The organism is Arhodomonas sp. KWT, from assembly GCF_010993615.1.
Map to the genome: position 1 here is coordinate 14903 of NZ_WNXE01000010.1, position 13279 is coordinate 28181.

At 72.1% G+C, this 13279-nt stretch carries 12 protein-coding genes; 1 reads left to right on the plus strand and 11 read right to left on the minus strand.

The window, feature by feature from the left end:
• A partial coding sequence (locus tag G7A99_RS03775; RefSeq protein ID WP_205599720.1) for a peptidylprolyl isomerase occupies positions 1-394 on the plus strand: 394 nt, incomplete at its 5' end.
• Positions 395-446: 52 nt separating this feature from the next.
• On the opposite strand, the gene G7A99_RS03780 is transcribed toward G7A99_RS03775, so the two are convergent.
• The 11 genes from G7A99_RS03780 to G7A99_RS03830 form a co-directional block, all read right to left on the minus strand.
• The gene (locus G7A99_RS03780; protein WP_018718615.1) at positions 447-797 is read right to left on the minus strand and encodes a hypothetical protein; all 351 of its coding nucleotides are present in this window, start codon (positions 795-797) and stop codon (positions 447-449) included.
• A 134-nt stretch (positions 798-931) separates the two neighbouring features.
• Positions 932-2284, minus strand: coding sequence for a metalloprotease PmbA (gene pmbA, locus G7A99_RS03785; RefSeq protein WP_205599721.1), 1353 nt, complete (start codon positions 2282-2284; stop codon positions 932-934).
• A 13-nt stretch (positions 2285-2297) separates the two neighbouring features.
• The gene (tldD, locus tag G7A99_RS03790) at positions 2298-3755 is read right to left on the minus strand and encodes a metalloprotease TldD (RefSeq protein WP_371807595.1); all 1458 of its coding nucleotides are present in this window, start codon (positions 3753-3755) and stop codon (positions 2298-2300) included.
• 59 nt (positions 3756-3814) lie between these two features.
• Positions 3815-4651 (minus strand): carbon-nitrogen hydrolase family protein, encoded by an 837-nt coding sequence (locus G7A99_RS03795; protein WP_163138922.1) that lies wholly within the window; start codon positions 4649-4651, stop codon positions 3815-3817.
• On the minus strand, positions 4620-8378 hold the full coding sequence (locus G7A99_RS03800) for a YhdP family protein (protein ID WP_163138923.1): 3759 nt from the start codon (positions 8376-8378) through the stop codon (positions 4620-4622). Before G7A99_RS03800 ends, G7A99_RS03795 begins: the two co-directional genes overlap by 32 nt.
• Before the next feature lie 45 nt (positions 8379-8423).
• Complete coding sequence (gene rng, locus G7A99_RS03805) at positions 8424-9878, minus strand: ribonuclease G (RefSeq protein ID WP_018718620.1); 1455 nt, start codon at positions 9876-9878, stop codon at positions 8424-8426.
• A 14-nt stretch (positions 9879-9892) separates the two neighbouring features.
• Positions 9893-10498, minus strand: a complete 606-nt coding sequence (locus G7A99_RS03810; protein ID WP_018718621.1) for a nucleoside triphosphate pyrophosphatase — start codon at positions 10496-10498, stop codon at positions 9893-9895.
• A 30-nt stretch (positions 10499-10528) separates the two neighbouring features.
• A complete protein-coding gene (gene rlmH, locus G7A99_RS03815; RefSeq protein WP_018718622.1) occupies positions 10529-10996 on the minus strand; it encodes a 23S rRNA (pseudouridine(1915)-N(3))-methyltransferase RlmH in 468 nt (155 codons plus the stop codon).
• Positions 10997-11005: 9 nt separating this feature from the next.
• Positions 11006-11380 (minus strand): ribosome silencing factor, encoded by a 375-nt coding sequence (rsfS, locus tag G7A99_RS03820; RefSeq protein WP_240466082.1) that lies wholly within the window; start codon positions 11378-11380, stop codon positions 11006-11008.
• Between the two features lie 81 nt (positions 11381-11461).
• Positions 11462-12118, minus strand: a complete 657-nt coding sequence (nadD, locus tag G7A99_RS03825; RefSeq protein ID WP_018718624.1) for a nicotinate-nucleotide adenylyltransferase — start codon at positions 12116-12118, stop codon at positions 11462-11464.
• On the minus strand, positions 12115-13279 hold a 1165-nt coding region (locus G7A99_RS03830; protein WP_163138924.1), incomplete at its 5' end, for a glutamate-5-semialdehyde dehydrogenase. The genes G7A99_RS03830 and nadD, both read right to left, overlap by 4 nt.

A 13279-nucleotide genomic window follows, 5' to 3' on the forward strand; every position in this document is an offset into this window, starting at 1 on the left:
GAAGACCGCCAAGGAGGTCATCGGCAAGCTCGACGACGGTGGCGACTTCGCCGACCTCGCCAAGGAGTACTCCACCGGGCCGACCGGCAAGCGCGGCGGCGATCTCGGCTGGTTCGGGCCCAACCAGATGGTGCCGGCCTTCAGCAAGGCGGTGCAGGCCCTGGAGCCGGGCAACTACACCAGTGAGCCGGTGAAGACGCAGTTCGGCTGGCACGTCATCCGGCTGAGCGACGTCCGCCAGGCGAAGGCGCCGAAGCTCGCTGAGGTGCGGGACCAGATCAAGCAGACGCTCGCCCGCCAGGAGATCCGCAGCCGCCTCGACGAGTGGCGCAAGGACGCCGAGGTCGACTACCAGGCGGACTGGGCCAGGCAGGACGGCAACGGCTCGAAGTAGCCGCCGCCCGCGCGACGGCGGTCACCGGCGCAGCCGGTGGCCGCCGTTTTCGTCAGCTCTGGCCCTGCTCGCCGTCCGCCGCGGCCTCGAGCCGCTCCAGGTGCTTGCGCGCCAGGGTCTGGAAACGCGGGGTCAGACCGGCATCCTCGTAGATGGGATCGCCCTGCTCGTCCTCGGCGACCACGCGGCCGCCCTGCACGTAGGGGAAGGCCGCCTCGATCTCGTCCAGGGCGGTGGAGAGCAGGTCCGTGATGATCTGCTCCTGGGAGCGCCCCGGGTACATCTCCTCCAGGGCCGCCAGCTTGGCGGCATCATGCACGGGCAGCCGCACGCAGTAGGCGTTGCGGGTTCTCGGCTCGCTGGCGGACTCCTCCCAGCTCTCCAGCAGATCGCGAAGCTTCACTCGACACCTCATCCAGCCGTTACTACTAATCTTCTCAGAGGTCTTGTCATGCGTCAGAGCGCCACAGCGGCCCGGTGGCGGCGTTGCGCCCACCGAGAACATGGCACCGCACCGGTGCGGATACAAGACCCGCGTTACTCGCCGGCGACGGTCATGCCCTCGACGACCAGCGAACCCGTGCGAATGCTGCCCCGGGTATCGACATCCCGGCCCACAGCGGTGATGTGGCGGAGCATCTCCTTGAGGTTGCCGGCGATGGTGATCTCCTCGACCGGGTAAGCGATCCGCCCGTTCTCGATCCAGAAGCCGCTCGCGCCGCGGGAATAGTCGCCGGTGACGGTATTCACGCCCTGTCCCATGAGCTGGGTGACCAGCAGTCCCTCGCCAACGTCGGCGACGAGCTCGTCCAGGTCCTTCTCACCGGGGGCGACGCAGAGGTTATGCACGCCGCCGGCGTTGCCGGTGGTCTCCATACCGAGCTTGCGCGCGCTATAGCTGGAGAGCACATAGCCGCGCAGCACACCGTCCACTACCAGCTCGCGATCGCGGGTCGCCACGCCCTCGCCGTCGAACGGCGTGCTGCCGAGCGCCCCCGGGAGATGCGGCCGCTCACTGATCGAGAAGCCGGCGGGGAAGACCTGACGGTCCAGGTGGTCCACCAGGAACGAGGCGCGGCGATAGAGGCTGCCGCCGGAGATCGCGCCGACGAAATGGCCGATCAGCCCCCGCGCTGTGGACGGGTCGAAGATCACTGGCACCTGGCGGGTGCTCAGCCGCCGCGCCCCCAGCCGGGCCACGGTGCGGCGCCCTGCCTGGCGGCCGACCTCGGCCGCCGACTCCAGCCACTCCGGTGCACGCGCCGCGGTGTACCAGAAGTCCCGCTGCATGGCGTCGCCCTCGCGGCCGAGGACCGCGCAGCTGATCGCGTGCTGACTGGCCGGGTAACCGCCGATGAAGCCGTGGCTGTTGCCGTAGACGCGCACGCCCTCGCCGGCGGAGACCTCCGCACCCTCGGAATTGGTCAGCCGCGAATCCACGTCGAGCGCCGCACGCTCGGTCTCGCGGGCGAGCTCGATGGCCGCCTCGGCGCTCACGCCCCAGGGGTGGTGGAGTCCCAGGTCCGGGACGTCCCGGGCCAGGAGACCGGCATCGGCGAGGCCGCTGCAGGGGTCCTCGGAGGTATAGCGGGCGATCTCGCAGGCGGCGGCCACGGTCTCGTCGATGGCGCCGGCGCTGTAATCCGCGGAGCTCGCCTCGCCCTTGCGCTGGCCGAAGTACACGCTCACCGCCAGGCCGCGGTCGCGCATGTGCTCCAGGGTGTCCACCTCGCCCTGGCGCACCTTGACCGACAGCCCCTGACTGGCGTTCGCGGCCACCTCGGCGGCGCTCGCACCGCGCTGGCGCGCCGTCTCCAGGGCGCGCTCGACCAGTGTCTTCAGCTCCGCCACCGAGGGCAGACCGCGGTTGCCGTCGCGTTCACTGCTCATGGAAGAGGCTCCTTCAGGTCTGGGTTCCGCCCACGGTGAGGGCGTCCACCTTGAGCGTCGGCTGGCCCACGCCCACCGGCACGCTCTGGCCGTCCTTGCCGCAGGTGCCGATACCGCCGTCCAGGGCCAGGTCGTTGCCGACCATGGACACCCGGGTGAGTACGTCGGGGCCATTGCCGATCAGCGTCGCGCCCTTGACCGGGCGGGTGACGCGGCCGTTCTCGATGAGATACGCCTCGCTCGCGGAGAACACGAACTTGCCGGAGGTGATGTCCACCTGGCCGCCGCCGAAGTTCACCGCGTAGAGCCCGCGGTCCACGGAGGCGACGATCTCGCCGGGGTCGTGGGGACCGGCGAGCATGTAGGTGTTGGTCATCCGCGGCATCGGCAGGTGGGCGTAGGACTCGCGCCGGCCGTTGCCCGTGGGCGCCTCGCCCATGAGCCGGGCGTTGAGGCTGTCCTGCATGTAGCCCTTGAGGATGCCGCGCTCGATGAGGACGTTGTAGCCGGTGGGGTTGCCCTCGTCGTCGACGTTCAGAGAGCCGCGCCGCCCCGGCATCGTGCCGTCGTCCACCACGGTGCACAGCGGCGAGGCGACGCGCTCGCCACGGCGGCCGGCGAAGGCCGAGGTGCCCTTGCGGTTGAAGTCCCCCTCCAGGCCGTGCCCCACCGCCTCGTGGAGGAGCACGCCGGGCCAGCCGGGACCGAGCACCACCGGCATGGTCCCCGCCGGCGCCTCCACGGCGTCGAGCTTGAGCAGCGCGAGCCGCACCGCCTCGCGGGCATAGCCGAGGGCCTGGTCGCGCTCGGTGAACACGGCATAGCCGGTGCGCCCGCCGCCGCCGGCCATGCCGCTCTCGCGGCGCTCGCCGTCCGCGGCGATCACGCTGACGTTGAGCCGCACCAGCGGGCGCACGTCCGCGGCGAGGCGGCCGTCCGAGCCGGCGACCAGGACCACGTCGTGCACCCCGGAGAGGTTGACGATGACCTGCTCCACCCGCCGGTCCTGGCGCCGGGCCTCGGCGTCGACGCTACGCAGCAGCTCGACCTTCTCGTCCGAGGTAAAGGTCTCCAGCGGGTTCACGGGCTCGTAGAGCGAGCGCCCGCTGGCCGCCTGCCACGCCTGGAGCCGCCCGCTGTCACCGCTGCGGGCGATCGCGCGGGCCGCCCGCGAGGCCTCCAGCAGGGCGGGCATGACGATCTCGTCGGAGTAGGCGAAGCCGGTCTGCTCGCCGCTCATGGCGCGCACACCCACGCCCTGGTCGAGGTTGCGGCTGCCGTCCTTGATGATGCCGTCCTCCAGCACCCACGACTCGTGGCGGCGCTGCTGGAAGTACAGGTCCGAGGCGTCCACGCCGGGGCCCATGAGCTGGCCGAAGACCCGGTCCAGGTCGGACTCGGCGAGGCCCGCGGGCGCGAGCAGGCACTCGCGCGCGAGGCCCAGGTTGCGCTCCATGACTTCGCTCGTCATCGCTTACCTCCGAATGCCGCCGGCCCGTGGCCGGCGTTGTCGTTCCCCGGCGCGGGCGGTCAGGACCGCCGCGCCGCGTAGGCTGCCGGACGCCGGTGCTCGAGGGCGGGGATACGCCGGCGCGCGGCCGCCACCGCGTCCGGGTCGAACGCCGCGGTCACCGCCCCGGGTCCCTCGCCCTCGGCGAGCACCACGCCCCAGGGATCGACCACCAGGCTGTGGCCCCAGGTCCGACGGCCGCCGGGATGGGAGCCGACCTGGCCGGGGGCGAGCAGCCACATGCCGTTCTCGATCGCGCGGGCGCGCACCAGCACCGTCCAGTGCGCCTGCCCCGTGGGTACGGTGAAGGCCGAGGGCAGCGCCACCAGCTCGCAGCCGGCATCCGCCAGCCACCGGAAGAGTTCCGGAAACCGGACATCGTAACAGACCGCCAGGCCCAGCCGACCGAGCGGGGTGTCGACCCAGGCCGGGCGGTCGCCGGGCTCGAAGGTCGCGGACTCGCGATACCCCTCGCCGGCACCGAGGTCCACGTCGAAGAGATGGATCTTGTCGTAGCGCGCCCGGCAGTGCCCGGTATCGTCGTACACCAGGCAGGCGGCGCGTACCCGCGCCCCGTCGTCGCCGTGCAGGGGAATGGTGCCCCCCACCAGCCACACGCCGCTGGCCGCGGCGGTGTCGGCGAGCCAGCGCTGGATCGGGCCGTCCCCGGCATCCTCGGCCACGGCGAACTTCGCCTGCGCGTCGGCGCCGAGAAAGGCGAAATTCTCGGGCAGCACCACCAGCCGCGCCCCGGCCGCCGCGGCGTCGGCAACCGCCGCGGCGGCGGCGTGCAGGTTCGCGGCGACATCGTCACCGGAGTTCATCTCAACGAGCGATACTTGCGCTTTCACCGTCATTCAGCCCCCGTCCGGGCGTACTCCTGCTCTGGTTCCCCCTGTCGATCTCCAGGGGCTCGGTCTTCGGGTCGTCGAATGACCCCGTGACCCGGTAACGGTAGCGGTTCAGCCGATCGACGTCGTCACCGAACACCCGCTGGGCGAGGAAGAGGAGAACGGCCCCCGGCGGGCCACCCGCCAGGCCGCCGATCAGCGGCAGTGCGGAGGAGACGCGGGGCGTGACCGTCACCGTCTGGTCGAGACGCTGGGTGACCAGGTTCACCGGCCCGGCGATGTCGATCCGCCCCGCCGGCCCCTCCAGGAAGAACTGCTCCGGCGTGAGCACCCCATCGCTCAGGTTCAGCGCCGCCTTCACCCGGTCGACGGCGAGCCCCTCGTCGGTAACGTCCGAGAAGTCGAGCAGCAGGCGCCGCGGCAGCAGCGGCAGACTGAGCAGCCCGAGCACCCGGCCCGCCCCGGGCTCCACCGAGGGGAGCACCGCATCCTTGACCTCGAAGCCCACGCGCCCATCCATCGTGGCGACCTCCGGCTCCAGAAGCCGGCCCGGCCAGCGCAGGGTCGCATTCAGCCGCCCGGAACCGCCCTCCAGCGCCCCGGGGTAGCCGAGCCGCTCCAGCGCCGCGCCGGCATTGCTGGCCTGGACCTGGACCTTCAGGCGCACCCCATCGGCCCCGCCCTCACCGGTCACGGTCGCCTCCATTACCGGATTTTCGACATGCAGCCGGCGCAGCCGGTTCCCCGCCCCGGGGGGCGCCAGGTCGAGCTCGACGCGGCCGAAGCGGTAGTCACCCACGGTGAGATCACCGACGCGCACCTGCGCCGCCGGCAACCGCTCGACCGTCTCCCGCGGCCCGCCACCGCCCTCTCCTCCGCTGTCGACAGGAGACAGGCGGGCGCGCTCGAGGTTGACGGACAACGGATCACTCCCGTCCGTCGGCGGGATGCGGAGCTCGCCCAGCAGGTCCGGACCGCTGAACGCGACCCGCCAGCCGCGGTCCTCCGGGCGGGCGGATAGATCGACGTCGCGGGCCTGGTAGCCGTCCAGGTGCAGATGGGCGACGCGCAGCGAGACCGTCAGCGGCGACGGCAGGGCCTGGACCCCGGCCGGTGCCGCACCGGCCAGGCCGCCCGGAGCGAGGGTGTCCAGGCTGCCGGTGATACGCGTGCCGGCCTCCGGCAGGGCCGGCACGTCGCCACCACCGAGGGCAATGGCGGCGGTGGTCACGTCGGTGCCGTCCAGCGCCAGGCGCAACGCCGCGCGATCGCCCCAGACGACGGAGACCGGACCGGCGAGGCCATTCCGGCCGGCCGCCGCCTCGGCACGCAGGGCCAGGGCCCCGTCCGCGGCCTTGCCGAAGCCACCGGGCAGATCCACGGCCATGCCGCGCAGATCCGAGCGTACGCTCACGTGCATGTCCCCGTCGCGGCCGTGGGGCGGGAAACCGGGGGCGTCGAGGCTCAGGCGCCAGTCCGCCTCACCCTCCGTCCGCCCGGCGAGCGCCGGCATCCCCGGCAGCAGCTCGGCCACCCCGGCACGCCCTGCGGCGTCGATCATGATGCGCGAGCCGCGACTGTCCAGGCGGGTCTGCGCACTGCTGCGCCAGGGGGCACCGGCGAAGGTCCCGGTGAGCCCGTCCCAGGCGAGGCCGCGCTCGCTGAAGGCAATACGCCCGGCAACGCCGGTCAGCCGGTAGGGCTCGCCATCGAGCGTGACCGTCGCCCCGTCCAGGTCCACGCGGCCGTCGACATCGCCCCGCTCCACCTCCTCGAGGGGCACGTCCAGCTTCAGGGACAGCGGCACCGCCGCATCGCTGACGTGCAGGGCGTCGAACAGCGGCGGGGCGTGTGCGCCCACCGGCGAGTCGCGGAGGAAGTCCAGCATGTCCTCCGCCGGGCCGCGGCTCTCCAGCGAGAGCTGCAGCTGGGCGTGCTTGCCCAGGCGCGGGATGAGCGCCTCGCCGGAGACGAGGTGCGTGCCCTGGTAGGTCCCCGCCTCGGCGGTGACGGTCATGCGGTCGTTGAGGAAGCGCAGGTCGGCGACACCGTCGCCGATCGCCGGCCACTCGGGGTGGAAACTGAAGCGCACGCCCTCGCCGTGGACGCGCACCCGGAACAGCCCCTCGCCGTCGCGGAAGGGCATCGCCCGGAGCGGGCCGTACAGGCGCAGATCGCCGCTGGGCACGCGCCCGTCGACAAAGGCCTGGTCCAGCCAGGCGACGAGCTTGTCGTCCTTCATCACCCGCGCCGGGATGTAGTGGGAGACCCGCGAGACCACGCCGTCGCGCAGGCTGGCGCTCAGGTCGAGGAAGGGGCCGTTCTCCATGCCAAGCCACAAGGCTGCGCCGCCGGTGATCGTCCCGTCCGGCGACTCCCACGCCAGCTCGGGGACGTGGATACGCCACAGGCCGTCCTCGCGGTGGCGCCACTCGCCGCTGACGCGGGCGGCGTCCAGGGGCAGCGGCTCACGGAAGAACGCCGGCAGCCTCAGGGTGCCAGTGCCGGCCCGGAGCTGGAAGCGTCCGCCCTGGTCGGCGGCCACGAACCGCCCGCTGATCCCGCCGATACCCGGCCAGCGTCCGTTGGCGGTCAGGCCGGCGTCCTTCAGGTTGGCGCTGACGCGCCAGTCCGTCCCGGAGAGCGAGGCACGCAGGTCGGTGACCGCACCTTCCCCGGAGAGGGACTCCAGCACCTCTGACAACCGCCCGGGCAGCCCCGGCACTGAGAGCATCAGGGTGCGCAGGGGGCCGACCGCCAGTCGCGGCACGCCCAGCCGCCATTCCCCGGGATCGCGCGCCAGGGCCGCCACCGCCATGACCCCGTCGGTGTCGTCGTGACGCCAACGCCAGTCCCACAGGTCCACGCGCCAGCCGTCCCCGGCAGGCTGCCAGCGCGCCTGGCCGGTGAGGCGCTGCACGGCAACGCCGTGCAGGGTCATGTCACTGGCGCGCAGGCGGGCACGGACGTCGCTGATCCGGCCCTCCTCGCGCCATGACCACAGCTCCAGGTCCACCCGGCCACTAAGCCCCTCGGGACGCACCGCCGGCGGCAGCCAGCCGGCAAGCCGCGACAGGCGCGCGGCCCGGGCACGCACGTAGGCCACGCCCTGGCCACCATCCGCGGCACCCTGGTAAGCGATGCGGACGTCTCCCTCGACGATGCCCGGGGCCTGGCCCTCGGCGGCGACGCGCAGCTCACCGTCATCGCGCACCAGGTCGGCACTGACCCCGGTGAGGACGACATTGCGCAACCCGCCGCGGCCGATCAGGCGCACGACCCCGTCGCGCAGTGCGATCCGCGACGGCAGCGCCGCCAGTGGCAGCGACGCGGATTCCGCCGGCGCGAGCCCGCCGCCGGGCTGCTGAACCAGCGTTAGCGCGCTCCCCTCGGCAGTGATGCGGGAGGCACGCAGCGCCCCTTCGGTCAGCGAGCGCCACGGGTCGATGTCGACCGTCACCGCCGGCAGCTCCAGCCGGGTGTCACCGCCGCCGATGCGCACGTCGGTGAAGCGCAGCTCCGGGCGCCAGCCGTTCATGCGGCCGCTGACGCGCCCGACCTCGACCTCACGGCCGAGGGCCTCGCCGGCGAGGCGGGTCAGCGTGTCCTGGTAGCGGTCGACATGGCTGACGGCAAGACGCGCCCCCACCCCCGCGAGCGCGACGAGGCCGAGGACCAGGGCGAGGGTGTAGAGGACGATTCCCGTCAGACGGCGTGGCGGCGTGGTCGGCACGCGGGCGGCTCCCTCCCGGGGCAACGGCGCGCCCGGGGGCGCGCACTACATGAGGACGACGTCGAACTGCTCCTGGGTATAGAGCGGTTCGGCCTGGAACTCGATGGGCTTGCCCACGAATTCCTCCAGCTCGGCGAAGCTGTCGCTCTCCTCGTCGAGCATGAGATCCACCACCTCCTGGGCGGCGAGCACCAGCAGGCGCTGGGCGTCGAACTGCCGCGCCTCGCGCATGATCTCGCGCGCGATCTCGTAGCACACCGTCTCCGGTGTGCGCAGCGTCCCCCGCCCGCCGCAGGTGGTGCACGGCTGGCAGAGCAGGTGCTCCAGCGACTCGCGGGTGCGCTTGCGCGTCATCTCCACGAGTCCGAGCGCGGAGACCCCGCTGATCTGGCTCTTGGCGTGGTCGCGCTCCAGCGCCTTCTCCAGCGCGCGCAGCACCTGGCGGCGGTGCTCCGACTCCTCCATGTCGATGAAGTCGATGATGATGATACCGCCGAGATTGCGCAGCCGCAGCTGGCGCGCGATGGCCTGGGCCGCCTCGAGGTTGGTCTTGAAGATCGTCTCCTCGAGGGTGCGGTGGCCCACGTAGCCGCCGGTGTTCACGTCGATGGTGGTCATCGCCTCGGTCTGGTCGATGATGAGGTAACCACCGGACTTGAGATTCACCCGCCGGTCCAGCGCCTTCTGGATCTCGTCCTCGATGCTGTAGAGATCGAAGATCGGCCGCTCGCCCGGATAGTATTCGATATACGGGGCAATTTCGGGAAGGAACTGGCGCGCAAAACCGACGACCTTGTCGTAGTTCTCCCGTGAATCGATTCGCACCCGGTCGACCTGGTCGACGAGCAGATCACGCAGCGCGCGCAGCACCAGCGGCAGATCGGCATGCACCAGCGAGCCGGGCTGGGCGGCGGCGGCGCGCAGGCGGATCGAGCGCCACAGCCGGCGCAGGAAGTCGAGATCCCGGGCGAGGTCGGCCTCGTCCACACCCTCCGCGGCGGTGCGCAGGATGACGCCGGCGACGTCCTCGCCCTCCCCCTCGGCGACGAAACGCTCGCCGAGCTCACGCAGCCGGGCGCGCTCGCCGTCGTCCTCGATGCGTGCGGAGATGCCCACGGTCGGGTTGCCCGGCAGCAGCACCATGTAGCGCGAGGGCACGGTGATGTGGGTCGTCAGCCGCGCGCCCTTGGTGCCGATGGGGTCCTTGATCACCTGCACGAGCACGGACTGCTGCTCCTTGAGCAGCCGGGTGATCTCCGGCACCCGCGGCGCCTCCGCCAGGGCCTCGTCGGCATGGGCGATGTCGGAGGCATGGAGGAAGGCGGTGCGCTCCAGGCCGGCGTCGATGAACGCCGCCTGCATCCCCGGCAGCACCCGGGAAACCGCCCCCTTGTAGATGTTGCCCACCAGCCCGCGCTTGCGGGCACGCTCGATGTGCAGCTCCTGGAGCGAACCGTTCTCCACCAGCGCCACCCGCGTCTCCCGCGGGGTGATGTTCATGAGCAGTTCCTGGCTCACGGGCGGCGCCAGTTGGCCAGGTAGTCGATCCCGAACTCGCCGAGCAGATCGCCGGTCTCGAACAGCGGCAGCCCCATGACCCCGGAGTAGCTGCCGTCGATGTGCTCCACGAACACCGCGCCCCGACCCTGGATGGCATAGGCCCCGGCCTTGTCCGCCGGCTCACCGCTCGCCCAGTAGGCGTTGCGCTCGTCGTCGGCGATCGAGCGCAGGGTCACGTGGGTGACGGACAGCCGGGTCGCCTCCTCATCGGTGCCGACCAGCGCGACCCCGGTGAGCACCCGGTGACACTGCCCGGAGAGGCGTTCGAGCATGTCCATCGCCTCGGCCTCGTCCCGCGGCTTGCCGAAGACCTCGCCGTCGAGCACCACCACGGTGTCGGCCCCGAGCACGGGCCGGTCACCGGAGACATTGGCCCGTCCCGCGCGCGCCTTCTCCAGGGCCAGGCGGATGACGAAGACCTCCGGGCTCTCGCCGGGCTCCAGGGTCTCCTCCGCGTCCTGGGAGACGCTCGCGAACCGCACGCCGAGCTGCTCGAGCAGCTCGCGGCGGCGCGGGGATTGCGACGCGAGATAGATGTCTACATCAGCCTGCGGGTCCATACCCAGTCCTCTCGGGTTGTGCGCGCGGGTTCAGTCTCGATGATAGGGATGATTGCTGAGAACCGTCCAGGCGCGGTAGAGCTGCTCTGCCAGGATCACCCGCACCAGCATGTGGGGGAAGGTCAGCGCCGAAAGCGACCACACCAGCCCGGCACGCTGCCGGCACTCGCGCGCGAGCCCGTCCGCGCCGCCGATCAGGAAGGCGACGTCGTCGCCGTCCATCCGCCATTCGTCCAGGTGCGTCGCCAGCGCCGCGGTGGTCAGCGACCGCCCGCCCTCGTCCAGGGCGACGATGCGCGCCCCCTTCGCCGCGGCGAGCAGGCGTTCGCCCTCCTCCGCGGTGGCGCGGGCCGTGTCGCCGCCCCGCCGGGCGCGGCTCGCGGGGATCTCGACGATCTCCAGCGGCAGCTCCCGGGGCATGCGCCGGGTGAACTCCTCCACCCCCGTCGCCACCCAGCCGGGCATGCGCTGGCCCACGGCGGCGATGCGCAGCCTCATGCCGCGCCGTCACTCGCCCTGGCCGGCGCCGTCGGCCTCGTCCGCGTCGTCCACCGCCCAGATGTTCTCCAGGCGGTAGAAGTCACGCACGTCGGCAAGCATGACGTGCACCACGGCCTCGCCGAGATCGACCAGGATCCAGCCCGAGGTCTCATCGCCCTCCCGGCCCAGGGGATCGTGGCCCGCCTCGCGGGCGCGTTCGACCACGCGGTCGGCGATGCTCTTGAGGTGGCGGCGGGAGGAGCCGCTGGCGAAGACCATGAAGTCCGTGATCGCGGTGCGCCCGCGCACGTCTAACACGCGGACATCCTCCGCCTTCATGTCCTCCGCCGCATCCACGACCAGGTCGCGGACCGCCTCGGGTTCCATCGTCTGATTGGACATGGCCTTCTCGTTGCTCATCGTTGCGGAAACGGTGCATCGCGCCTCACGCGCCACGCACCCCTCGGTGCCCCGGAAGAGGCACTAGACCTGGGGATAACCATACCAGCCGTTCTCGGCGATCAGCCGCCATGCGGGCTCGGGCATCAGACAGCGCGCGGACTCGCCGCAGGCGAGCAGCCGGCGCACGCCGGTCGCGGAGATGTCGAGCTGGGTGACCGGCATGAACAGGATCCGCCCCGCGGGGGCGTCGCGCAGCGCCGATGCCGAATCCGCGCGGCGCGCCATCGCCCACTCGCCGAACCCGCCCCCGAGCCGCGTCGGGTGACCGGGGCGCTCCATCACCACCAGGTGGGCGTAGTCGGTGAGCGCCTCCCAGCGGTACCAGCGCGGCAGCCCGAGGAAGGCATCGCTGCCCAGCGCGAAGCACAGGGGACGCTCGCCGATTTCCTCGCGCAGGGTGCGCAGGGTGTCCACGGTGTAGGATGGACCACCGCGGTGGAGCTCGCGGTCGTCCACGCGCAGCCCCGGCATCGCCCGCACCGCCTCGGTGAGCACCTCCAGGCGCCGGTGCGGGGAGACCCGCGGCGGCGGGCGGTGGGGCGGGATGCGTCCGGGCACCAGGCGCAGCTCGGCGAGGTTGAGCGCCTCGAGCAGCTCCACCGCCGGCCGCAGGTGGCCGTAATGCACCGGGTCGAAGGTCCCCCCGAGGATGCCCAGGGGCGCGCGGCCCGGGATCATTCGCGGATGTGACCGTCGCCGAAGACCACGTACTTCTCCGTCGTAAGCCCCTCCAGCCCCACCGGTCCGCGGGCATGGAGCTTGTCGGTACTGATGCCGATCTCTGCGCCGAGCCCGTACTCGCCGCCGTCGGCGAAACGGGTCGAGGCGTTGACCATCACCGATGCCGAGTCCACCTCGCGGAGGAAGCGCTGGGCGTGGCTCCAGTGCTCGGTAACGATGGCGTCGGTGTGGTGGGAGCCGTAGCGCTCGATGTGCTCGATGGCGGCATCCAGGTCGTCGACGACGCGCACGGCGAGCACCGGCGCGAGGTATTCCGTGGCCCAGTCCTGCTCGGTTGCCCCGGCCATCGCGGGGACCGCGGCGCGGGCACGCTCGCAGCCGCGCAGTTCCACGCCGGCCTCGCCGAAACGCGCAGCCAGCCCCGGCAGCAGCGTACCGGCGACGGCCTGGTGGACCAGCAGGGTCTCCATGGTGTTGCAGGTACCGTAGCGCTGGGTCTTGGCGTTAAAGGCGACGCGGTCGGCCTTGGCGAGGTCGGCATGCTCGTCCACGTATACGTGGCAGACGCCGTCCAGGTGCTTGATCATTGGCACCGTGGCGTCGCGCATGATGCGCGCGATCAGCCCCTTGCCGCCCCGCGGCACGAGCACGTCGACGTACTCGTCCATGGTGATGAGCGCGCCCACGGCGGCGCGGTCGGTGGTGGCCACCACCTGCACCGCGGTCTCGGGCAGGCCGGCAGCGGCCAGCCCCTCGCCGATGCACGCGGCGATGGCCCGGTTGGAGTGGATCGCCTCGGAGCCGCCGCGGAGGATCACCGCGTTGCCGGACTTCAGGCACAGGCCGGCGGCGTCGGCGGTCACGTTGGGGCGCGACTCGTAGATGATGCCGACCACGCCGAGGGGCACGCGCATCCTACCCACCCGGATCCCGGAGGGCATGCTGTTGACCTCGCGCATCGCGCCTACCGGGTCCGGCAGCGCCGCGATGTGGCGCAGGCCGGCGGCCATGTCCGCGATGCGCGCGTCGGTGAGCTCCAGCCGGTCCAGGAGTGCGGCGTCCAGGCCCGCCGCCCGGCCCGCCTCCAGGTCCTTCGCGTTCTCGGCGCGCAGCTGCGGGGCCGCGGCCTCGATGGCGTCCGCGGTCGCCTGCAGGGCG